Raw genomic sequence first — 20,345 nt, forward strand, 5'->3', positions numbered from 1 at the left:
CTAGGAGGATTTGAGTGCCGGCGCCGTGTGACGGCTCCGGGTGCCGAGATGGTGGAAGAACAGGTTGAGCAGGACGGCGACGAGCGCGCCCGCGCTGATGCCGGAGCCGAGCACCGTCTGCGCCCAGGCGGGGAAGCCGGCGTAGAAGGTGGGCGCGGCGAGCGGGATGATGCCCGCGCCGAGCGCGACGGCCACCAGGATGATGTTGGAGCTGTCGTCGAGCCCGGCCTCGGAGAGCGTACGGATGCCGCTCACCGCGATCGAGCCGAAGAGGACGATGCCGGCGCCGCCGAGGACGGGCATCGGGACCATGGAGACGACCGCGCCGAGGACGGGGAAGGCGCCGAGGACGAGGAGGGCGCCGCCGGCGACTGCGACCACGTACCGGGAGCGGACCCGGGTCAGCGAGACGACGCCGACGTTCTGCGCGAACGCGGAGGTCGGGAAGCCGCCGAAGACGGGGCCGAGCAGGGTGGCGAGGCCGTCGGTGCGCAGGCCCCGGGTGATGGTCCTCCCGTCGCTGCGGCGCTCGCAGATCTCGCCGAGGGCGAGCATGCCGGCGCTGGACTCGGTCATGAGGACCAGCATCACGATGCACAGGGAGAGGATCGCGGCGGGCTGGAACTCGGGGGCGCCGAAGGCGAAGGGGGCGGGCAGGGCGGCGACGGGTGCCTCGCGCAGGGCGCTGAAGTCGGCCATTCCGAAGGGGATCGCGGCGAGGGTGCCGATGAGGAGGCCGAGCAGCAGGGCGATCTGCTTGACGAAGCCCTTGCCGAAGCGCTGGAAGAGCAGGATGACGACGAGAGTGAAGCCGGCGAGCGCCAGGTACCTCATGGCGCCGAAGTCGGCGGCCGTCCTGTCTCCGCCCTGGGCCCAGCCGACGGGCACGGGCATCAGGGTGACGCCGATGAGGGTGATCACGACGCCGGTGACGAGCGGCGGGAAGAAGCGCAGGAGCTTGCCGAAGAAGGGGCCGACGGCGAGGCAGAAGACTCCGGCGACCATGACCGCGCCGTAGATGGCGGGGAGCTGGTGCCCGGGGGCGCTGGTCTCGGCGATGGCGAGCATCGGGGCGATGCCGGCGGACGAGGCGGCGTTGACGAACGGGAGCCGGTTGCCGGCGAAGCGTCCGAGGCCGAGGGTCTGCAGGATGGTCGCGCAGCCGGCGATGAGGAGGCTGGCCGCGATGAGCCGGGTCATCCCGGCGGCGTCCAGCCCGACGGCCTGGCCGATGATGAGCGGAGGGGTGACGACGCCGGCGTACATGGCGGCGATGTGCTGGAGTGCCGCGGGGACGAGCCGCGAGGCGGGGAGCTTCTCGTCCACCGGGTGACAGTCGGCCGAGACCGGTCCGGAGGTGGACGGAGGGGTGGAACACGGGCCTTCGGCGGTTGCCGGCCCCTGTGCGGGCTGTGCCATGAGATTCCCTCCGGTCTGGTGCGGGCCCCGCCCGACTGCGGGCGGGCGGGGCCGTCACTCAGATGCCGCTTAGAGGTTGGTCATGTCGACCGGGATCTGCGCCGTGGCTCCGTCGCGGAGGACGGTGGCCTCGATGAGGCCGTACATCCGGTCGGCGGCGTAGTAGACCTCGTTGTCGTTCTTCAGGCCGAAGGGCTCGAGGTCGACCAGGAAGTGGTGCTTGTTCGGGAGCGAGAAGCGGACCTCGTCGATCTCCGAGCGGTGGTTGATGATGCGCGTGGCCATCTGGTACAGCGTCTGCTGGAGGGAGTACGAGTACGTCTCCGAGAACGCCTCGAGCATGTGCTTCCGGGTCTGCTCGTAGGACCGCTCCCAGTTGGGCATGCGCTGGTCGTCGTCGGTCCAGTTGAACCGCCAGCGACCGGACACCTGGGTGGCCAGGATGCGGTCGTACGCCTCCTGGAGCGTCGTGTACTGGTCCTTGATGTAGCCCCAGAACTCCGAGTTGGTGGAGTTCATGACGACGAGGTCCTTGAGGCCGGAGATGACCTCCCACTTCTCGCCGTCGTAGGTGATCTGGGTGACGCGGGTCTCCTGGCCCTTGCGGGCGAAGGAGTGGTTGACCTCGTCGGCGCCGATGAACTTGGAGTTGGCGTCGGAGGAGGCGATGCGCTCCCAGGCGTACTCCTCGATCCGGATCCGCGCCCGGTGGATCGGCTCCTGGCTCGTCACGAAGTGGCGGGCGAGATGGATGCCGAACTGCTCGGCGGACTCGATGCCGTACTCCTTGGCGAACGCGAAGACGGTGTTCTTCGTCGTGTCGGTGGGGAGGCAGTGGGCGTTGGAGCCGGTGAGGTGGACGTCGTCGAGGTCGCCGGAGAGGGCGACGGAGACGTTCAGGTCCTTGATGTGGTGGGTGGCGCCGTCCCGCGTGATCTTGACGACGCGGTTCTCTGCTTTGCCGTACTGGTTCTGGCCGAGAATCGTGGGCATGTCTGCTAGCTCCCTCGGTAAACGGAGTAGCCGAACGGGTTGAGCAGCAGCGGTACGTGGTAGTGCTCGCCCGGCTTGACGGCGAACGTGATCGCCACCTCCGGGAAGAACGCACCGCTGTCCCTTACGCGGGGGGCGTCCTGCTGCGCCTCGGCTTGCTTCTTGGCGAAGTACGTCTCGGTCTCGAAGTCGAGACGCACGTGGGTGGTTTCTTCCGGCAGCGCCGGCAGGTCCTTGCAGCGCCCGTCCGCGTCGGTGGCGGAGCCGCCGAGCGTGACCCATTCCGCGTCGGAGCCGCTGCGGGCCGCGAGCGTGATGGCCACGCCCTCGGCGGGGCGGCCGATGCTGGTGTCCAGGATGTGCGTGGACACGGAACTTCTCGGCGTGGCCGCGGTGTCGGTGCTCATGCGGAGCTCTCTTCCTCGGAGGTCTCTACGAGACGGGTCAGGCGGATGCGGTTGATCTTGCCCAGTTCGGCGCGGACGATCTCCCGCTCCGTCTCGGGTGAGTTGCCGATCCGCTCCCGGACCGCGTCGCGCATCTGCTCGCCGGTCCTGCCGGTGGCGCAGATGAGGAAGACATGACCGAACTTGTCCTGGTAGGCCAGGTTGAGTTCGAGCATCTCGGCCTTGAGCTCCGCGGAGGCGCCGGCCATCCCGCTCTGTTCGCGGGAGGACGTCGGGTCCCCGGCCTTCGGACGACCGATCGGCGGGTGCCCCGCCATCGCCTCGGCCAGATCCTCGGCGGTCAGTTCGGCCATGGCGGCGTCACTGGCGAGGAAGAGGGCTTCGACGGTGGTGTACGGGCGCTGGGCGAGCAGCTTGCTCCCCCACGCCGAACTGGAACACACCTCGTGGAGCGCGGCGAGGGCCTCGCTGTCCGAGGAGGTGTTGAACCGGGTGAGGCCCGGTGTCGTACCTGAAGTCACGGGAAGCCTCCGTGGCTGTTTTTCGCTGTGCGTCGGACGGGCTGCGGATAGCTAACGCCCTCCGCAACACAACGTCAACACTTTGTTGAAAACTCGGCCACACAAAAGCCGTCGTCCCGACATCCGGACGACGGCTTCTGGTCATCGGTGATCAACTACTCGGCCTTGGCGGCCTTTTCCCTGTTCAGGGCGGTTTCCCGGTTCAGGTAGTTGTACACGGTGAAGCGGCTGACGCCGAGCGCGCCCGCCACCGTCTCCACTCCATGGCGCACCGAGAAGGCACCGCGTGCCTCCAGGACCCGCACGACCTCCTGCTTCGCCTTGCGGTCCAGTTCGGCCAGCGGCATCCCGTGCCGTCTCTCCATCGCCGCGAGGATGTGGTCCAGGGAGTCCGAGAGCTGCGGCAGGCGCACGGCGAGCACGTCCTCCCCCTCCCAGGACAGGACGACGTCATCGCCTTCCGCCTGCGCGGGGACCAGCAGCTCGGCGCCCATGGCGTCCACCAGGGGCTTCACCGCGGCGACCAGGGGGTGCTCGCTCACTTCTCGCCCTCCCCGATCACGTTGACCTGGAGCGAGACGCGCGTGGCACCGGCCGCGAGCGACCTGCGCAGCAGGGCGTCGACGGCGGTGAGCACCGCGTCGGCGCCGCCTTCCGCCGTGTTGCCGAAGGGGCCGACGTCGACCGCGTCGAGCTCGGCCGACTGGATCACCTCACGGGCCACGACCGCGTGCGCCGGCGCCTCGTCGAGGTCGAACGGCTCGGTCGTGAACTCCACTCTCAAACGCTCCATGGCCCCACGCTACGGCCCCTCCCCGCCCCACGGGAGCCCCGGACCTGCGGGGACCTCTTGACAAGTGCGTCGCCCGCCTTGCAACATTCCGTCAGACAGAAACTTACTTCCGCAATACGGAAGGAGCGCCGCCCCTCATGGCCCGCTTCTCAGTAGGCGCAGGCACGGACCAGCGCTTCGATGTGAACCTGTCGATCCTCTTCACGGAACTCCCGCTCCTGGAGCGCCCCGCGGCCGCCGCCGCGGCGGGCTTCACCGCGGTCGAGCTGTGGTGGCCCTGGATCGACACCGCCACCCCCGAGCAGAGCGAGCTCGACGCCCTCAAGAAGGCTCTTGAGGACGCCGGCACCCAGCTGGTGGGCCTGAACTTCTACGCCGGGCAGCTCCCCGGCCCGGACCGCGGAGCCCTCTCCGTGCCCGGGGAAGAGTCGGACCGCTTCCGCGCCAACATCGAGGTGGCCGCCGACTTCGCCGCCTCGGTCGGCTGCAAGGCGCTCAACGCCCTCTACGGCAACCGCGTCGAGGGCGTGGACCCGCAGATCCAGGACGCCCTCGCCCTGGAGAACCTGGTGCTGGCCGCCCGCGCGGCCGACCGCGTCGGCGCGATCCTCCTCGTCGAGACCCTGAACAAGCCGGAGTCGCCGCTCTACCCGCTGGTGAGCGCCCCCTCCGCGATCGAGGTCATCGACAAGGTGAACGCGGCCACCGGCCTCGGCAACGCCAAGTTCCTCCTCGACATCTACCACCTGTCGATGAACGGCGAGGACGTCAGCCAGGTCATCGCGGAGTACGCGGCCAAGACCGGCCACGTCCAGATCGCGGACAACCCGGGCCGCGGCGCGCCGGGCACCGGCGACCTGCCGCTCGAGCAGCTCCTCGACGAGCTGAAGAAGGCCGGTTACGACGGCTGGGTCGGCCTGGAGTACAAGGCCGCCGACGCCGCCGCTTCCTTCGAGTGGCTGCCCGCCGAGGCCCGCCCGGCCCGCTGACGCAGGCTCCCTCCCCGTACCACCTTGTTTTGAGAGGCACCCTCACCATGAGCACTCTTCCCAAGATCGCATGGATCGGCCTCGGCATCATGGGCTCCCCCATGTCCGAGAACCTGATCAAGGCGGGCTACTCCGTCACCGGCTTCACCCTGGAGCAGGACAAGCTGGAGCGCCTGGCCAAGGCCGGTGGCACCGCCGCGGGCTCGATCGCCGAGGCCGTCAAGGACGCCGACGTCATCATCACGATGGTGCCCGCCTCCCCCCAGGTCGAGGCCATCTCCTACGGGCCCGAGGGCATCCTGGAGAACGCCAAGCAGGGCGCGCTGATCGTCGACATGTCGTCGATCACCCCGCAGACCTCGGTCGACCTCGCCAAGAACGCCAAGGAGAAGGGCATCCGCGTCATCGACGCGCCCGTCTCCGGCGGCGAGGCCGGCGCCATCGAGGCCGTGCTCTCGATCATGGTCGGCGGCGAGCAGGCCGACTTCGACGAGGCCCTCCCGATCCTGGAGGCCCTCGGCAAGACGATCGTCCTCTGCGGCCCGCACGGCTCCGGCCAGACGGTGAAGGCCGCCAACCAGCTGATCGTCGCGGTCAACATCCAGGCCTGCGCCGAGGCCGTGGTCTTCCTGGAGAAGTCCGGCGTGGACCTCAACGCCGCCCTGGACGTCCTCAACGGCGGTCTGGCCGGCTCGACCGTGCTGACCCGCAAGAAGGACAACTTCCTGAACCGGGACTTCAAGCCCGGCTTCCGGATCGACCTGCACCACAAGGACATGGGCATCGTCACCGACGCCGCCCGCAACGTCGGCGCGGCCCTCCCGGTCGGCGCGGTCGTGGCCCAGCTCGTCGCCTCGCTGCGCGCGCAGGGTGACGGCGGCCTGGACCACTCGGCCCTGCTGCGTGCCGTCGAGCGCCTCTCCGGCCAGCAGGTCTGATCCCCCGCCCCTCCTCGGGGGCCCCTGATTTCCGGTCGGCGGCGGCGCTGACACCTGTCCTGTCGCGCCCAGGCGTCGCCGCCGACCGGAACACCACACTTCACTTTCAACAAACTGTTGACGTCTTGTTCGAGCCGAATTTACGCTCCTCGGACTCAGCAGAGCTCCCGTACGGAAGGTCACGATGTCGAAGCGCGTGCTTACGACCGAGTCCGGCGCCCCCGTCGCCGACAACCAGAACTCCGCCACCGCCGGCGTCGGTGGCCCTCTCCTCCTCCAGGACCAGCACCTGCTGGAGAAGCTCGCGCGCTTCAACCGTGAGCGGATCCCGGAGCGCGTGGTGCACGCCCGTGGCTCCGGCGCGTACGGCTACTTCGAGGTGACCGACGACGTCACCGCGTACACCAAGGCGAACTTCCTCGGTGAGGTCGGCAAGAAGACCGAGACCTTCATCCGCTTCTCCACCGTGGCCGACTCGCTCGGCGGCGCGGACGCGGTGCGCGACCCCCGCGGCTTCGCCCTGAAGTTCTACACCGAAGAGGGCAACTACGACCTCGTCGGCAACAACACCCCGGTGTTCTTCATCAAGGACCCGATCAAGTTCCCCGACTTCATCCACTCCCAGAAGCGCGACCCCTTCACGGGCAAGCAGGAGCCGGACAACGTCTGGGACTTCTGGGCGCACTCCCCCGAGGCCACCCACCAGATCACCTGGCTCTTCGGCGACCGCGGCATCCCGGCCTCGTACCGCCACATGAACGGCTTCGGCTCGCACACCTACCAGTGGACCAACGAGGCGGGCCAGGCCTTCTTCGTCAAGTACCACTTCAAGACGAACCAGGGCATCCGCTCCCTCTCCGCCGAGCAGGCCGCCGAGCTCGTCGGCAAGGACGCCAACTCGCACCAGACCGACCTGCTCCAGGCCATCGAGCGCGGTGTGAACCCCTCCTGGACCCTGTACGTCCAGATCATGCCCGCCGCCGAGGCCGCGGACTACCGCTTCAACCCGTTCGACCTCACCAAGGTGTGGCCGCACGCCGACTACCCGCTGCAGCGCGTGGGCCGCCTGGTCCTCGACCGCAACCCGGACAACGTCTTCGCCGAGGTCGAGCAGGCCGCGTTCTCCCCGAACAACTTCGTCCCGGGCATCGGCCCCTCGCCGGACAAGATGCTCCAGGGCCGCCTCTTCGCCTACGCGGACGCCCACCGCTACCGCCTCGGTGTGAACCACACCCAGCTGCCGGTGAACGCCCCCAAGGCGACCGTGGCCGAGAACTACGGCCGCGACGGCCTCATGGCCACCCGCAACGGCTCGCGCCACGACAAGAACTACGAGCCCAACTCGTACCAGGGCCCGGCCCAGACCGACGCCGCGCTCTCCGCGCCGCTCGCGATCCACGGCTGGACCGGCACCCACGAGGCGCCGCAGCACGCCAAGGACGACGACTTCTTCCAGGCCGGCGAGCTCTACCGCCTGATGTCCGAGGACGAGAAGAAGCGCCTGGTCGCCAACATCGCCGGCAGCCTGTCCCAGGTGTCCCGCGAGGACGTCATCGAGAAGAACATCGCGCACTTCGCCGCCGCCGACGCGGACTACGGCAAGCGCGTGGCCGAGGCGGTCAGCGCCCTGCGCGAGGACTGATCCCACCGCAGCACCCAGACTGCGTACGGCACCTGACGGGAGGTCAGTGCCGTACGCGGTCCGGATCGCCGGCCCGGATGAGGGGTGGCCGGCGGACCGGACAAGCGTGAGGACCGCGGCGGCGCCGAGCCAGTGCGGTGGTCAGGACGCCGGGCCCCCTTCTTGACCTGAAGGAAGGGGAACCGCCACGGCGCCCGTCGGCACCGCCGCGGTCCCAACGCCCCCTCCCTCCGAGGGGATCCCGCAGCACCCGCGACAGTCCCCATATCTCCGCCCGGCGACGCGAACGTCCTGTCGCGCCAGCCTCGCGCCGCCGGGCGGTCACCAACGGGAGAGCGCGGAACCAGGTTTACGGTCCCTGGTTCCGCGCTCTTCTTCGTTGTACGGAGATGCCGGCCGGCCTACGCCGCGGAGAGCGTCACCGGTCCCGGGGCGCTCCGCCCACCCCGGTCGGCACGGGCGAGGAGGAACGTCACGGTGAGCGAGGCGAGGGCGAGCAGCACCATCCCCGTGCGCGGTGACGTGCACTGGGCGAGGGTGCCGGCCAGCGCCGCGCTCACCCCCTGGAGCGCGAGCATCCCCGAGGCGTGCAGCCCGAGCGCGTGCCCGCTCAGCTCCTCCGGCACCAGGGCCATCAGCCGCTCCTGGTGCAGCAGACTCGCCCCGTACCCGACCGCCGACACGGTCACGAGGACGAGCGCGAGGGGCAGCGCCGGATCGAGGGCGAACAGCAGGAACGGGGCCGCTAGCAGCGCCTGGAGCGGGAAGCGGAGGCCGGCCCGCAGCCGCGCCGGTACGAAGCGGCCGACGGCGGTGTCCCCGACGAGCATCCCGAGCGCGCCGCAGGCGAAGAGGAGCCCGGCGCTCTCGGGGGCGTACGGCACGAAGAGCGATTCGCAGCCGACGACGAGACCGTTCGGCACCCAGAGCGCGAGATAGACCCGGCGGCGGGCGGGCACGGACCAGAGCCGTCCGTTGGTGCGCCAGGTCTCCGCGACCGACGGCCGCCCGGAGGCGCGGGGTGGACGCGCCCCGAGGCCGAGGCGGGCGGTCAGGGCGGCGGCGAGGTAGAGCCCGGCGCCGGCCAGGACCGCGCCGCGGGGCGAGAGCAGGGCGATGAGAAGCCCGCCGGTGGCGAAACCGCCGATCTGGAAGGCACCGGTGGCCATGTTCGTCACCGAGCGGCCGAGGAGGTACTCCTCGCGCGGCAGGACCTCGTTGAGGAGCCCGTAGCGCACCCCGCCGCCCAACGAGGCCGCGAGACCCTCGGCGAGCAGGATCACGAAGACCGCCCAGGTCGGCAGGGCTGGGATCGCCAGGACGGCGGTGCCCAGGGCGAAGAAGAGAGCGATGCCGGAGAGCGCGGCGCGCGGCGGCAGCCGGTCGGCGGCGGAGAGCAGGGTGGTCGCGCCGAGGAGCTGGGCGAGCGACGGGCCGAAGAGGGCGAGCGCGGAGAGGAACGGGGACCCGGTCGCGCGGAGGACGAGCGTGGCGAGACCGAGTCCGGCGACGGTCTGGGCCGAGGTGTGGGCGGCGCCGGTGAGGAAGAGCGGGGTGAACTCGGGCGTACGGAAGAGCGCGCGGTAGCGGGGCATGCGGGGAGTCTCGGAGAGCGCGGCGGACCACCGGTAATCTTTCGCGGGGAGGCGAAACATGGGCTGGTGGCGGATCGGCACGGACACCCTCGCGGGGAGCTCGTTCCTGCTCTCGCCGCTCGCCGAGACGGTCGCCTCGCTCAAGACCCTGCACGCGGCGGCGGCGACGCACCCGGGCGAGCGTGCCTGGCTCGACCGGCACCTGCCCGCGTACCGGGAGCGGCTCGCGGCCGAGCCGCTCGACGCGCTGCTCGTACGCGCGGCGATCGGACCCACCTGGAACGCGGACTTCCTCACGCCGACCCCGCTGGGAGACCGCGAGCACGGCTTCGAGGAGGAGGTCGAGGCGGTCCGGGCGACCGAACCGGCCGAAGCCGTGGACCAGTTGGCGGTGGCGCTCGGCGGCCCGGTGCCGGAGCCGCTGCGCTCGGCACGGGATCTGCCGGAGCGGCTCGCGGGCGTGCTCGGCTGGGTGTGGCAGGAGACCGTACGGCCGGAGTGGGCGCGGCGGCGCCGCGTCCTGGAGGCCGACGTGGTGGCGCGGACGGCCCTGCTGGGCCGGGGTGGCTGGGCGGCGGCGCTCGACGAGCTGAGCCCGGGGAGGATGCGCTGGCTCGGCGACGGACGGCTCCAGATCAACACCCGCGACTACCCGCCGCGTTCGGTCGACAAGGGGCGGTTGCTGCTCGTGCCCGTGACGCCGGCCACCGGCTGGGTGTCGTGGGAGGCGACGGAGCGGTACGCGATCGTCTACGCCTGCTCGGGAGTCCTGGCGGACGCGGCGGGACCGGCGGTGCCGGAAGCCTTGGGGGCCCTGCTCGGAACGGCCCGCGCCGGCGTGCTCGTACGGCTCGGATCCCCGCTGTCGACCAGCCAGTTGGTGGCGCTCACGGGGCAGGGGCTGGGCTCGGTCGGTCGTCACCTGAAGGTGCTGCTCGACGCCGGGCTCGTACGGCGTGGGCGGGCTGGCCGCTCGGTGCTGTACGAGTGGACGGAGGCGGGCGCGGTGCTCGTGGCGGCGCAGGAAGGCCCCCGCTCCGGTGCTCCTCGGGGCGGGGGCCGGTCCCTCTGCTGAGGGGGTCGATCAGACCTTGAGGGCCTTGATCGCGGTCGGCGCGTGGCCGGGCTCGGTGGCCAGGTCCTCGAACTCGGTGACGTCGCTCATGTCGACGGTCTTGCTCATGGCGATGTTGGTGATGCGCTCCAGGATCGCCTCGACGACGACCGGGACCTGGTGCTCGACGGCCAGCTTCTTGGCCTCCTCGAGCGCCTCGCCGAGCTTGTCCGGGTCGGTGACGCGGATGGCCTTGACGCCCAGGCCCTCGGCGACCTTGACGTGGTCGACGCCGTAGACGCCGATCTCCGGGGTGTTGATGTTCTCGAACTCGAGGTTGACCTCGAAGTTGATGCCGAGGCCGCCCTGCGCCTGCCGGATCAGACCGAGGTAGGCGTTGTTCACGAGGACGTGGACGTAGGGGACCTTGTGCTGGGCGGCGACCGCCAGCTCCTCGATCATGAACTGGAAGTCGTAGTCGCCGGAGAGCGCGACGACCGGGGTCTCCGGGTCGGCGGTGGCGGCGCCGATCGCGGCCGGGATGGTCCAGCCGAGCGGGCCGGCCTGGCCGCAGTTGATCCAGTGGCGCGGCTTGTAGACGTGCAGGAACTGGGCGGCCGCGATCTGGGAGAGACCGATGGTGGTGACGTAACGGGTGTCCTGGCCGAACGCCTTGTTCATCTCCTCGTAGACGCGCTGCGGCTTCATCGGGATGTTGTCGAAGTGCGTGCGGCGCTGGAGGGTGGCCTTGCGCTCCTGCGCGGAGGCGGCCCAGGCGGTGAAGTCCGGCAGCTTGCCGGCGGCCTTCAGCTCCTTGGCGATCTCGATGAAGAGCTCCAGGGCGACCTTGGCGTCGGAGGCGATGCCGTAGTCGGGGGCGAAGATCTTGCCGAGCTGCGTGGGCTCGATGTCGACGTGGACGAACTTCCGGCCCTTGGTGTACGCCTCCAGGTTGTAGCCCGTGTGGCGGTTGGCCCAGCGGTTGCCGATGCCCAGGACGAAGTCCGACTCCAGGAAGGTCGCGTTGCCGTAGCGGTGCGCGGTCTGGACGCCGACCATGCCGGCGGCGAGCTCGTGGTCGTCCGGGATGGTGCCCCAGCCCATGAGGGTGGAGATGACCGGGATGTTGGTCAGCTCGGCGAACTCGACGAGGAGGTCGGTCGCGTCGGCGTTGATGATGCCGCCGCCGGCGACGATCAGCGGGCGCTCGGACTCCAGGAGGAAGCTCAGGGCCTTCGCGGCCTGCGCGCGGCTGGCCTGCGGCTTGTAGACCGGCAGCGGCTCGTAGGTCTCCGGGTCGAACTCGATCTCGGTCAGCTGGACGTCGATCGGCAGGTCGATGAGGACCGGGCCGGGGCGGCCGGAGCGCATCAGGTGGAAGGCCTGCTGGAAGACACCGGGGACCTGCGCGGCCTCCAGGACGGTCGTCGCGGCCTTGGTGACCGGCTTGGCGATCGTGGCGATGTCGACGGCCTGGAAGTCCTCCTTGTGGAGCTTCGAGACCGGAGCCTGGCCGGTGATGCAGAGGATCGGGATGGAGTCGGCGATCGCCGAGTACAGGCCGGTGATCATGTCGGTGCCGGCGGGGCCGGACGTACCGATGCAGACGCCGATGTTGCCGGCCTTGGCACGTGTGTAGCCCTCGGCCATGTGGGACGCGCCCTCGACGTGGCGGGCGAGCGTGTGGCCGATGCCGCCCACGTTCTTGAGCTCGCGGTAGAAGGGGTTGATCGCCGCGCCGGGGACGCCGAACGCCTGGGTGACGCCTTCGCGCTTGAGGATCTCAACGGCCGCTGCGGCGGCGGTCATACGAGGCATGGGAGTGCTCCTGCTTCGGCCGGGCGGATCCAGGCGGACACCTCGTCTCGGGAGGCCCGTGCGCCTGTTTCCGTAATGCGGAAATACTGTTCTGCTATACGGAAGCAATGTAGGTGGGGTGGCGGAGAGCCGTCAAGAGAAGTCCGCCCGCCGGGATCACGGAAGTGGCCGAACACCCTCCCCCGGCGCCTCGGATGGGTGGACGATGGGGCGGAACGACAGGGGGTTGAACCATGGGCGAGCCGGTACCGGTGCGCTGTCCGAAATGCCTGCGCACGCAGGCGTACGCGGCGCCCGTCTTCCCCTGCGCGTGCGGGAGCCCGGTCGCGCCCCCGGTCACGGCGGGCGCGGTGGCGGTGCCGATCACCCACCGGAACTGGACGGACGAGTGGGTCACCGTCCGCTGCGAGGCCTGCGGCCGGGAGAACGACTGGCCCCACCCGGAGCTGGGCTGCCCGTGCGGGACGGTGCTGCGGGTACCCGTGCGGCCGGTGGGGGCCGTGGAGACGGTGGCGGCCGGGGGTACGGGGGCGGGGTCGGCGGACCAAGGGGCGAGCCCGGGCGAAGGCGCCACGGGGAACGGGGGCGGCGACCGGGACGGCGGACCTGGTGAGGCCGAGGGCGGTGACAGGGACGGCGGACCTGCTGAGGCCGAGGGCGGTGACAGGGACGGCGGGCCTGGTGAGGCCGACGGCGGTGTGGCCGGAACCGGCGCGGGCGCGGTACCGGCGGCGCGGGAGCCGGAGGCGTCGCCGCCGTCGCCCCCGCCACCCGTGCCGTCCCCCCAGGCAGGCCCACCGCCTTCCGGTGGGCTCCTGCCCCGTCCCGAGGAGACCGGTTCCCCGTGGTTCGGGCCGAGGCCGAGTGGCGGGGACGGTACGGCAGGGCGTGGCGCGGGCGAGCACGACCCTCCCCGCCCGCGCACCTTCGCCGAGCGGTATCCCCCGCACATCCCGCCGCCGCCCACGGTCCCCCGCCCCGCTCCGCTGCGCGGAGCCTTCCGGCCCGTGACGATCCGGACCTCGCGGGACGCGGTCGCGGCAGCCGCCGGGTATCTGCGCTGGCTCGGTTTCCGGGACGTCGTCCAGCCCGAGGAACGCCCCGCGTCCGGCGTGGACCTGCGGGCTCCCGGCCTGGTCGCCCAGGTCGACCCGAGCACCCGGCCCACCGGACTGCGCGCCGTCGAGTGCCTCTGGCTCAACGGGCTGAGCGCCGCCGCCGCGAGCGTGTTCTTCTCGCTCGCGGGCTACACCCCGGAGGCCCGCTCGCGCGCCGCCGAGGTCGGCCTCCCGCTGTTCGTCCTCGACCTGACCGGCACGCCCCAGCCCGTCAACGACGCCGCGGAGGACCTGGCGGCGGGCGGCGCCTGAGCCCCACGCCTCCTCGGGCATCCGAAATCGGCCATTCACGCGTGACGATCACGCTCTCCCGGGCACAACACCTTCGGGGGGGTGGGCGTCATGCCGACGGGCGCGTGGTGGTTCATCGGGGCGGGCTGGGGCGAACTACTGCTCGCCGCGCTGCTGTTGGGAGCCGGCAGAACCCGCAGCGCGGAGAGCGGCGCGGCCGGCATGCCGTCGCCTCAGGCCCTGGCGCTCCTGCGGGGCGGGCGGCGGGCGGCCGTCACCGTGGCCCTGGTGGCGCTGCACCAGCGCGGGGCGGTCGCGGCGGGGCGTAAACATACGGTTCGGGCCAATGGCGGACCGGGCCGCACACGGGATCCCGTGCAGCTCGGCGTGCACGGGGCGCTGCACCGGGCCCTCGCGCTGCGGACGCTCACGCAGCGTCCCGAGGCGCGGCGGGCGGTGGACGCGCTGCGCGACGAGCTGTACGGGACGGGGCTGCTGCGGTCGCCGGCGCGGCTGTGGGCGGCCCGGGCGCTGCTGGGCTGCGTACCGCCGACCGTGCTGGTGGGGCCGTGGGTCACCGGGGCCTCCGGGGCTGCCCTCGCCGTCGCCCTCGTGGCCGGGCTGCCGCCGCTCCTCGTGATGCCGGCGCTGCTGCGGTTGCCGGACACGACGGGGGCGGCGCGGCGGCTGCTCGCCGGACTGCGGGAGCGGTATCCGCTGCCGGCCCACCGCCGTGAGGTGACGGACGGAGGGCTCGTCCAGCTGTACGTGGCGCTGTACGGCGATCCGGCCCTGGCCCTGTTCCTGCCCCGCTTCTCCCACGAGGGCGGCCTGCTCGACCGGCCGCCCGGGGACGACCGGAACCGGCCCCCGGCGGAGGGACGGCCGGGGGCGGACGGCTCCCCCCGCTGAGGCCGCGCCATACTGTCGTATGCGCATCAGAGCGGCCGCTGCGGCCGAACTCCCGCTGCTCCAGGACATCGAACGGGCGGCGGGCGAGCCGTTCCGCGCCCTCGGCATGGCGGCGATCGCCGACGACGAGCCGCTGCCCCTGGACGTCCTGGAGACCTACCGCAGGGCGGGCCGGGCCTGGGTGGCGGTGGACGCCGCCGACCGCCCGGTCGCGTACCTGCTCGCCGACACCGTCGACGGCGCCGCCCACATCGAGCAGGTGTCCGTGCACCCGGACGCCGCCCGCCGGGGCGTCGGCCGGGCGCTGATCGAGCACCTGGCGGGGGCCGCCAGGGAGCAGGGCCTGGCGGCGCTGACCCTGACGACCTTCACCGAGGTGCCGTGGAACGCCCCGTACTACACGCGGCTCGGCTTCCGCCCGCTCACCGACTCCGATCCGGCGCTCACGGAGGGACTGCGGGCCATCAGCCGCGCCGAGGCGGCCCACGGCCTCGCGCTCTGGCCGCGCGTCTGCATGCGCCGGGAAGTGAGCTAGGAACCGTACTTCTGCCGCAGTTCCACCTTCCGTACCTTCCCGCTCACCGTCATCGGGAACTCCGCGAGGATCTCCACCCTGCGCGGGATCTTGTAGTGGGCGAGCCGGTCCCGGCAGAAGGCGGTGATCTCGTCGAGGGTGGGCGGGGCGGCGGGGTCGCGCGGGATCACGCAGGCGAGGATCTCCTCGCCGTACCGCTCGTCGGGGACGCCGACGACCTGGACGTCCGCGATCTTGGGGTGCCGGTAGAGGAACTCCTCGATCTCGCGGGGGTACACGTTCTCCCCGCCCCGGATGATCATGTCCTTGATGCGGCCGACGATCTGCACGTATCCGTCGTCCCGCATGACGGCGAGGTCACCGGTGTGCATCCAGCGGCCGGTGTCGATCGCCTCGGCGGTCTTGTCCGGCTCTTCCCAGTAGCCGAGCATCACGCTGTAGCCGCGGGTGCACAACTCCCCCGCCGTGCCCCGCTCGACGGTGAGTCCGGTCGCCGGGTCGACGACCTTGACCTCGACGTGCGGCATGACCCGCCCGACGGTGCCGGTGCGGCGGTCCAGGTCGTCGTCGCGGCGGGTCTGGGTGGAGACGGGCGAGGTCTCGGTCATGCCGTAACAGATCGACACCTCCGCCATGTTCATCTCGGCGACGACCCGCTTCATCACCTCGACCGGGCACGGCGAGCCCGCCATGATCCCGGTGCGGAGGGGGGAGAGGTCGTACGTGGCGAAGTCGGGGAGGTTGAGCTCGGCGATGAACATCGTCGGCACCCCGTACAGCGAGGTGCAGCGCTCTTCCTGGACCGCCCGGAGGGTTGCGGCGGGGTCGAAGGAGGCGGCCGGGATCACCATGCAGGCGCCGTGCGAGGTGGCCGCGAGGTTGCCCATGACCATGCCGAAGCAGTGGTAGAAGGGGACGGGGATGCAGATGCGGTCCTGCTCACTGTAGGCGATCATCTCGCCCACGAAGTAACCGTTGTTGAGGATGTTGTGGTGGGAGAGCGTGGCGCCCTTCGGGAAGCCCGTCGTCCCCGAGGTGTACTGGATGTTGACGGGTTCGTCGCAGGAGAGCGGCTCGGGACGCAGCTCCCCGGGCGTCCGGGCGAGCAGCGCGTCCCAGGTGGGGTCGCCGAAGTAGACGGCCTCACGCAACTCCGGGCAGTCGCCGCGCACTTGCTCGACCATGGCGCGGTAGTCGCTGGTCTTGTGGGCGAGCGAGGCGAAGAGCAGGGAGATCCCGGCCTGCTCGAGGACGTACGCCAGCTCGTGGGCGCGGTAGGCCGGGTTGATGTTGACCATGATCGCGCCGATGCGGGCGGTCGCGTACTGGACGAGCACCCACTCGGCGCAGTTGACCGCCCAGATGCCGACCCGGTCTCCCTTGCGGACCCCGCTGCCGAGCAGGGAGCCGGCCAGCCGGTCGACGTCCGCGCCGAACTGCGCGTACGTCCAGCGGCGTCCGGTGGGGACGTCGACGAGGGCCTCGCGGTCGGGCCAGGCGGCGACGGCCCGGTCGAGGTCGGCGCCGATGGTGTCGCCGAGGAGCGGCGTCTCGGACACCCCGTGCGCGTACGAGAGGCTCATACGAGGTCCCCTTCCACGTACTCCGTACCGCCGCCCTCCGCCGTGAGTCGGCGCAGTTCGACGCGCCGGATCTTGCCGGAGACGGTCTTGGGCAGGTCGGCGAACTCGATGCGCCGGACGCGCTTGTACGGGGCGAGGACCGCACGCGAGTGGGCGAACAGGGCCTTCGCGGTCTCCTCGCCCGGCTCCCAGCCGGCCGCGAGGACGACGTAGGCCTTGGGGACGGCGAGCCGCAGCGGGTCGGGGGCGGGGACGACGGCCGCCTCGGCGACGGCCTCGTGCTCCAGGAGCGCGCTCTCCAGCTCGAAGGGGCTGATCTTGTAGTCGGAGGCCTTGAAGACGTCGTCGGCCCGCCCGATGTACGTGATGTAGCCGTCCGCGTCCCGGGAGCCGATGTCGCCGGTGCGGTAGTAGCCGTCCGCCATCGCCTCCGCCGTGCGCTCCGGGTCGCCGTGGTAGCCGGTCATCAGGCCCACCGGGTGGGCGGAGAGGTCGAGGCAGATCTCTCCCTCCTCGACGTCCGGCCGGCCGCTCACCGGGTCGACGAGGGTGACGCGGAAGCCGGGGCTCGGGCGTCCCATGGAGCCCTCCTTGAGCCGCTGGCCGGGGCTGTTGGACACCTGGACGGCCGTCTCGGTCTGGCCGAAGCCGTCCCGGATGGTGACGCCCCAGGCGCGCCGCACCGACTCGATGACCTCGGGGTTGAGCGGTTCGCCGGCGGCGACGACCTCGCGCGGCGGGGTCTTCAGCCGGCTCAGGTCGGCCTGGACCAGCATCCGCCACACGGTCGGCGGGGCGCAGAAACCGGTGACGCCGTTGCGCTCCATCTCGTCCATGAGGCGCGCCGGGTCGAAGCGGGTGTAGTTGTGGATGAAGACGGTCGCCTCCGCGTTCCACGGGGCGAAGAGGTTGGACCAGGCGTGCTTCGCCCATCCCGGCGACGAGATGTTGAGGTGCACGTCGCCGGGCTTGAGGCCGATCCAGTACATCGTCGAGAGGTGGCCGACGGGGTACGTGACGTGGGTGTGCTCGACCAGTTTGGGGCGGGCGGTCGTGCCGGAGGTGAAGTACAGCATCAGCGTGGCGTCGGCGAGGGTGACTCCGTCGGGCTCGAAGACGTCCGACTCCTGGGCGGCGAGCTCGTACCCCAGCCAGCGCACCCCGTCGCCGCCGACCGCGATCCGGGTGTAGTCCCCGGGGACGTCGTCGAACTTGGCGGTGTCCTCGGCGCGCGCGATGACGTGCCGGGCGCGGCCCCGGTCGACGCGGTCGCGCAGGTCGGCGGGGCCGAGGAGCGGGGTGGCGGGGATGAGGACGGCGCGCAGCTTCATCGCGGCGAGCACGGTCTCCCACAGCTCGACCTGGTTGCCGAGCATCAGGATGATCCGGTCGCCGGCGCGTACGCCCTGGGCCCGGAGCCAGTTGGCGACCCGGTTCGAGCGGGCGGACATCTCGGCGAAGCTCACCCGCGTCTCGGAGGCGTCCTCCTCGACGATGTGGAGGGCGGTGCGGTCGTTGTCCCGTGCGATGACGTCGAACCATTCGAGCGCCCAGTTGAAACGGTCGGGCCGGGGCCAGGCGAAGCCCTCGTAGGCCGTCTCGTAGTCCTCGCGATGCTGCAGCAGGAAGTCCCGGGCGGCCCGGAAGCTCTCCGTCGCGCTGGTCGCGCTCGTGGGCGTCATGTGTCCTCCTCATTGCGGGACCTGTCCCGGACATCGTGTAATCGGTGACCCAGGTCTCACTACCCCCGTTCGGGGGTGAAGGAGTGGTTCCGTGCCCGAGATGACGGAAGCGGCGGAGTTGCGGACGGCGCTGTCGCGGCTGAGACGCGCCAGCGGACTGCCCGTCGTCTTCGGCGGGCTGCTCCAGGAGGGGGCCGCGGGGCGCACGCTGCGGATCGCCGAGCTGAGCGGGGCCGTGACGCCCGCGCTGCGCGGTCTGGCGATCTCGGCGGGCTCCGGCCTGGGGGGCAAGTGCCTGGCCCTCTCCCGGCCGTGCGCGGTCACGGACTATCCGGCGTCGCGGCACATCACCCACGAGTACGACGGCCCGGTCTCGGCGGAGGGGCTGCGCGCGGTGATCGCCGTCCCCGTCGTCGTACGGCGCAAGGTGCGCGGGGTGCTGTACGGGGCGCTGCGCGAGTCCCTCCCGATCGGCGAGCGGGTCTTCGACGCGGCGATGGCGGCGGCCCGCGACGTGGAGCAGGCCCTCGCGGTACGGGACGAGGTGCGGCGACTGCCGGCGCCCGCGCCGCCGGGACCGTCCTGGGAGGAGGTCCGCCGGGCGTACGGGGAGCTGCGCGAGCTCGCGCCGAAGGCCGGCGATCCGGAGCTGCGGGCGCGCCTCCTCGCGGTGTGCGGCCGGCTGGAGACGGCCGCTACCGCTCCCGCGCGGCTCCCGGGGGTGGCCCTCACCCCCCGCGAGACGGACGTCCTCGCGGCGGTCGCCTCCGGCGCGACGAACGCGACGGCGGCGGAGCGCCTGGGCCTCCGCCCGGAGACGGTGAAGGGCTACCTCCGCTCGGCGATGCGCAAACTGGGCGCGCACACCCGCCTGGAGGCGGTGGTGGCGGCCCGGAGGGCGGGGGCTCTGCCGTAGCCGGCCGGGGGCCGGGCCGGCCACCGCCGTGGCGTCACCCCACCGGCCTCGAACCTCGTGCCGCCGCTGGTCACTTCCCCGCGTACGCGACGTCGTACAGGGTGCCGGGAGGTGTCATGAGCCGGAGGGTCCGCTCGGCCTCGGCGGTGAGCGCGGTGCGCGTCGCGCGCGGCAGGGGCGCGAAGGGTTCGATGGTGAGCGTGGTGCTGTCCTTCGCCTCGTCGAGGTGCCAGATCCCGGCGAGGAAGCCGTCGACGAGGAACGTGCGGTGGGCCTGGTTGCCGGTCCAGGTGCGGGAGCGGTGCTCGGCGGGGACGACGCGGGTGCGGTCGGCGTGTGAGAGGAGCAGGTTGTCGAACTCGGGGAGGAAGCGGGGCGGGGCGGGGGTGTCCTCGTCGGGGCGGGGCGCGTCGGGGAGGTCGAAGAGCTCGGTGCCCCGCTCGTCCCGGAAGACCAGGAGCTCCGGCCGCAGCCGCTCGAACGCCGGGCGGAGGCGCGTGAGCCCGCACCAGAGCTGCATGTCCTTGACGGAGGCGGGGCCGAAGGCGCCGAGATAGCGCAGCACGGTCTCGTCGAGGTCGGCGGCTACGTCCGCGGGCCCGTCGAACCACGTGCGGACGGTGGTGAGGGCGACCTGCCCGCTGCGCCGCCAGAGGCCGCGCGGGGTGACCTGCACCATCAGGAGCAGGCAGCGGGCGGCGATGGAGAGCGCCTGCGGGTCGGCCTCCGGCCACTCCCGCAGCAGGTGCTCCCGCAGCTCCTTGGGGGTGCGGGGCCGCTCCTCGACGTACGCGGTCGCCAGGGCGGTGAGCCGGTCGAGGTCGACGCCGTCGAGTCCCTTGCGGAACATCTTCAGCTCCCGGTCGATGGCCCCGGCCTGCACGAGCCGGCGCAGGCCGACGGCGTCGCGGGCGGTGTGGGTGTGGACGGTGGAGCGGAGCGAGACGATCCGGGCCACCCGCCGGGACTCCATCAGGGCGGACAGGTCCTCGGGCCGGAACCCGTCGAGGCGGGCGGCGAGCGCGTAGTACGGGGGCTTGGTGTTCTGGGCCTGGAGCCCGACGAGGTGGGCGACGGCCTCCTCGACGCCGAGCGGCGCGGGACGCAGGAGCAGCTGCCGTTCGAGAGTGGCGCGGTTCAGCGCGCGGGGGCCGAGCACGGGCTGGGTCGTCTTGGGGGCCATGCTCAGCACGCTACCG

Annotated in this window: 19 protein-coding genes; 8 read left to right on the forward strand and 11 right to left on the reverse strand. The window is 71.7% G+C overall.

The annotated features are described in order from the left end of the window. The 6 genes from ACZ51I_RS10555 to ACZ51I_RS10580 form a co-directional block, all read right to left on the reverse strand. Nucleotides 1–1,419 (reverse strand): nucleobase:cation symporter-2 family protein, encoded by a 1,419-nt coding sequence (locus tag ACZ51I_RS10555; RefSeq protein WP_468873600.1) that lies wholly within the window; start codon nt 1,417–1,419, stop codon nt 1–3. A 69-nt stretch (nt 1,420–1,488) separates the two neighbouring features. Further along, a complete protein-coding gene (pucL, locus tag ACZ51I_RS10560; RefSeq protein WP_468873602.1) occupies nt 1,489–2,412 on the reverse strand; it encodes a factor-independent urate hydroxylase in 924 nt (307 codons plus the stop codon). A gap of 5 nt (nt 2,413–2,417) precedes the next feature. Beyond that, complete coding sequence (uraH, locus tag ACZ51I_RS10565) at nt 2,418–2,819, reverse strand: hydroxyisourate hydrolase (RefSeq protein WP_468873604.1); 402 nt, start codon at nt 2,817–2,819, stop codon at nt 2,418–2,420. Then, entirely contained in the window at nt 2,816–3,340 is a 525-nt protein-coding gene (uraD, locus tag ACZ51I_RS10570; protein WP_468873607.1) for a 2-oxo-4-hydroxy-4-carboxy-5-ureidoimidazoline decarboxylase, read from the reverse strand. Before uraD ends, uraH begins: the two co-directional genes overlap by 4 nt. 155 nt (nt 3,341–3,495) lie before the next feature. Further along, entirely contained in the window at nt 3,496–3,834 is a 339-nt protein-coding gene (locus ACZ51I_RS10575) for a helix-turn-helix domain-containing protein (protein ID WP_468873846.1), read from the reverse strand. 44 nt (nt 3,835–3,878) lie between these two features. Further along, nucleotides 3,879–4,133 carry a YkoF family thiamine-binding protein gene (locus ACZ51I_RS10580; RefSeq protein ID WP_189803626.1) on the reverse strand — a complete coding sequence of 85 codons (255 nt, stop codon included), beginning with the start codon at nt 4,131–4,133 and terminating at the stop codon, nt 3,879–3,881. Between the two features lie 137 nt (nt 4,134–4,270). Here ACZ51I_RS10580 and ACZ51I_RS10585 point away from each other — a divergent pair, with 137 nt between their 5' ends. The 3 genes from ACZ51I_RS10585 to ACZ51I_RS10595 all read left to right on the forward strand — a co-directional run bounded on the left by ACZ51I_RS10585 (nt 4,271) and on the right by ACZ51I_RS10595 (nt 7,702). Then, on the forward strand, nt 4,271–5,122 hold the full coding sequence (locus ACZ51I_RS10585; protein ID WP_468873610.1) for a TIM barrel protein: 852 nt from the start codon (nt 4,271–4,273) through the stop codon (nt 5,120–5,122). 47 nt (nt 5,123–5,169) lie between these two features. Then, complete coding sequence (locus tag ACZ51I_RS10590) at nt 5,170–6,060, forward strand: 2-hydroxy-3-oxopropionate reductase (protein ID WP_468873612.1); 891 nt, start codon at nt 5,170–5,172, stop codon at nt 6,058–6,060. A 184-nt stretch (nt 6,061–6,244) separates the two neighbouring features. Then, a complete protein-coding gene (locus ACZ51I_RS10595) occupies nt 6,245–7,702 on the forward strand; it encodes a catalase (protein WP_468873615.1) in 1,458 nt (485 codons plus the stop codon). Nucleotides 7,703–8,103: 401 nt separating this feature from the next. Here ACZ51I_RS10595 and ACZ51I_RS10600 read toward each other — a convergent pair whose 3' ends face one another. Then, nucleotides 8,104–9,297, reverse strand: a complete 1,194-nt coding sequence (locus ACZ51I_RS10600) for an MFS transporter (protein WP_468873617.1) — start codon at nt 9,295–9,297, stop codon at nt 8,104–8,106. Between the two features lie 58 nt (nt 9,298–9,355). On the opposite strand from ACZ51I_RS10600, the gene ACZ51I_RS10605 reads away from it, so the two are divergent. After that, nucleotides 9,356–10,372 carry an ArsR/SmtB family transcription factor gene (locus tag ACZ51I_RS10605; RefSeq protein ID WP_468873619.1) on the forward strand — a complete coding sequence of 339 codons (1,017 nt, stop codon included), beginning with the start codon at nt 9,356–9,358 and terminating at the stop codon, nt 10,370–10,372. Nucleotides 10,373–10,381: 9 nt separating this feature from the next. On the opposite strand, the gene gcl is transcribed toward ACZ51I_RS10605, so the two are convergent. Next, a complete protein-coding gene (gene gcl, locus ACZ51I_RS10610; RefSeq protein WP_468873848.1) occupies nt 10,382–12,160 on the reverse strand; it encodes a glyoxylate carboligase in 1,779 nt (592 codons plus the stop codon). 707 nt (nt 12,161–12,867) lie between these two features. Between gcl and ACZ51I_RS10615 the strand changes: the two genes are divergently transcribed. The 3 genes from ACZ51I_RS10615 (at nt 12,868) to ACZ51I_RS10625 (ending at nt 14,965) form a co-directional block, all read left to right on the forward strand. Next, nucleotides 12,868–13,539 carry a hypothetical protein gene (locus ACZ51I_RS10615; RefSeq protein ID WP_468873850.1) on the forward strand — a complete coding sequence of 224 codons (672 nt, stop codon included), beginning with the start codon at nt 12,868–12,870 and terminating at the stop codon, nt 13,537–13,539. Nucleotides 13,540–13,629: 90 nt separating this feature from the next. Continuing rightward, complete coding sequence (locus tag ACZ51I_RS10620) at nt 13,630–14,430, forward strand: TIGR04222 domain-containing membrane protein (protein WP_468873621.1); 801 nt, start codon at nt 13,630–13,632, stop codon at nt 14,428–14,430. 19 nt (nt 14,431–14,449) lie between these two features. Then, nucleotides 14,450–14,965 (forward strand): GNAT family N-acetyltransferase, encoded by a 516-nt coding sequence (locus tag ACZ51I_RS10625; protein WP_468873623.1) that lies wholly within the window; start codon nt 14,450–14,452, stop codon nt 14,963–14,965. Here ACZ51I_RS10625 and ACZ51I_RS10630 read toward each other — a convergent pair. After that, complete coding sequence (locus tag ACZ51I_RS10630) at nt 14,962–16,548, reverse strand: AMP-binding protein (protein ID WP_468873625.1); 1,587 nt, start codon at nt 16,546–16,548, stop codon at nt 14,962–14,964. The two genes, ACZ51I_RS10625 and ACZ51I_RS10630, sit on opposite strands and share 4 nt — an antisense overlap. Further along, nucleotides 16,545–18,230: an AMP-binding protein gene (locus tag ACZ51I_RS10635; RefSeq protein ID WP_468873627.1), complete on the reverse strand. Its 1,686-nt coding sequence runs from the start codon at nt 18,228–18,230 to the stop codon at nt 16,545–16,547. The genes ACZ51I_RS10630 and ACZ51I_RS10635 overlap by 4 nt, the downstream gene beginning before the upstream one ends. Before the next feature lie 91 nt (nt 18,231–18,321). Between ACZ51I_RS10635 and ACZ51I_RS10640 the strand changes: the two genes are divergently transcribed. Next, nucleotides 18,322–19,146 (forward strand): helix-turn-helix transcriptional regulator, encoded by an 825-nt coding sequence (locus tag ACZ51I_RS10640; RefSeq protein ID WP_468873629.1) that lies wholly within the window; start codon nt 18,322–18,324, stop codon nt 19,144–19,146. A 70-nt stretch (nt 19,147–19,216) separates the two neighbouring features. Here ACZ51I_RS10640 and ACZ51I_RS10645 read toward each other — a convergent pair whose 3' ends face one another. Further along, a complete protein-coding gene (locus tag ACZ51I_RS10645; RefSeq protein WP_468873631.1) occupies nt 19,217–20,329 on the reverse strand; it encodes a winged helix DNA-binding domain-containing protein in 1,113 nt (370 codons plus the stop codon). Nucleotides 20,330–20,345 lie beyond the last annotated feature (16 nt).

Source organism: Streptomyces sp. NPDC034084, from assembly GCF_055575535.1.

Coding starts and splice junctions, on each gene's coding strand:
- ACZ51I_RS10630 (WP_468873625.1), bottom strand. CDS start 16,548: ATGAGCCTCTCGTACGCGCACGGGGTGTCCGAGACGCCGCTCCTCGGC.
- ACZ51I_RS10620 (WP_468873621.1), top strand. CDS start 13,630: ATGCCGACGGGCGCGTGGTGGTTCATCGGGGCGGGCTGGGGCGAACTA.
- ACZ51I_RS10580 (WP_189803626.1), bottom strand. CDS start 4,133: ATGGAGCGTTTGAGAGTGGAGTTCACGACCGAGCCGTTCGACCTCGAC.
- ACZ51I_RS10595 (WP_468873615.1), top strand. CDS start 6,245: ATGTCGAAGCGCGTGCTTACGACCGAGTCCGGCGCCCCCGTCGCCGAC.
- gcl (WP_468873848.1), bottom strand. CDS start 12,160: ATGACCGCCGCCGCAGCGGCCGTTGAGATCCTCAAGCGCGAAGGCGTC.
- ACZ51I_RS10575 (WP_468873846.1), bottom strand. CDS start 3,834: ATGGGCGCCGAGCTGCTGGTCCCCGCGCAGGCGGAAGGCGATGACGTC.
- ACZ51I_RS10600 (WP_468873617.1), bottom strand. CDS start 9,297: ATGCCCCGCTACCGCGCGCTCTTCCGTACGCCCGAGTTCACCCCGCTC.
- ACZ51I_RS10555 (WP_468873600.1), bottom strand. CDS start 1,419: ATGGCACAGCCCGCACAGGGGCCGGCAACCGCCGAAGGCCCGTGTTCC.
- ACZ51I_RS10635 (WP_468873627.1), bottom strand. CDS start 18,230: ATGACGCCCACGAGCGCGACCAGCGCGACGGAGAGCTTCCGGGCCGCC.
- ACZ51I_RS10590 (WP_468873612.1), top strand. CDS start 5,170: ATGAGCACTCTTCCCAAGATCGCATGGATCGGCCTCGGCATCATGGGC.
- pucL (WP_468873602.1), bottom strand. CDS start 2,412: ATGCCCACGATTCTCGGCCAGAACCAGTACGGCAAAGCAGAGAACCGC.
- ACZ51I_RS10625 (WP_468873623.1), top strand. CDS start 14,450: ATGCGCATCAGAGCGGCCGCTGCGGCCGAACTCCCGCTGCTCCAGGAC.
- uraH (WP_468873604.1), bottom strand. CDS start 2,819: ATGAGCACCGACACCGCGGCCACGCCGAGAAGTTCCGTGTCCACGCAC.
- ACZ51I_RS10585 (WP_468873610.1), top strand. CDS start 4,271: ATGGCCCGCTTCTCAGTAGGCGCAGGCACGGACCAGCGCTTCGATGTG.
- ACZ51I_RS10645 (WP_468873631.1), bottom strand. CDS start 20,329: ATGGCCCCCAAGACGACCCAGCCCGTGCTCGGCCCCCGCGCGCTGAAC.
- ACZ51I_RS10605 (WP_468873619.1), top strand. CDS start 9,356: ATGGGCTGGTGGCGGATCGGCACGGACACCCTCGCGGGGAGCTCGTTC.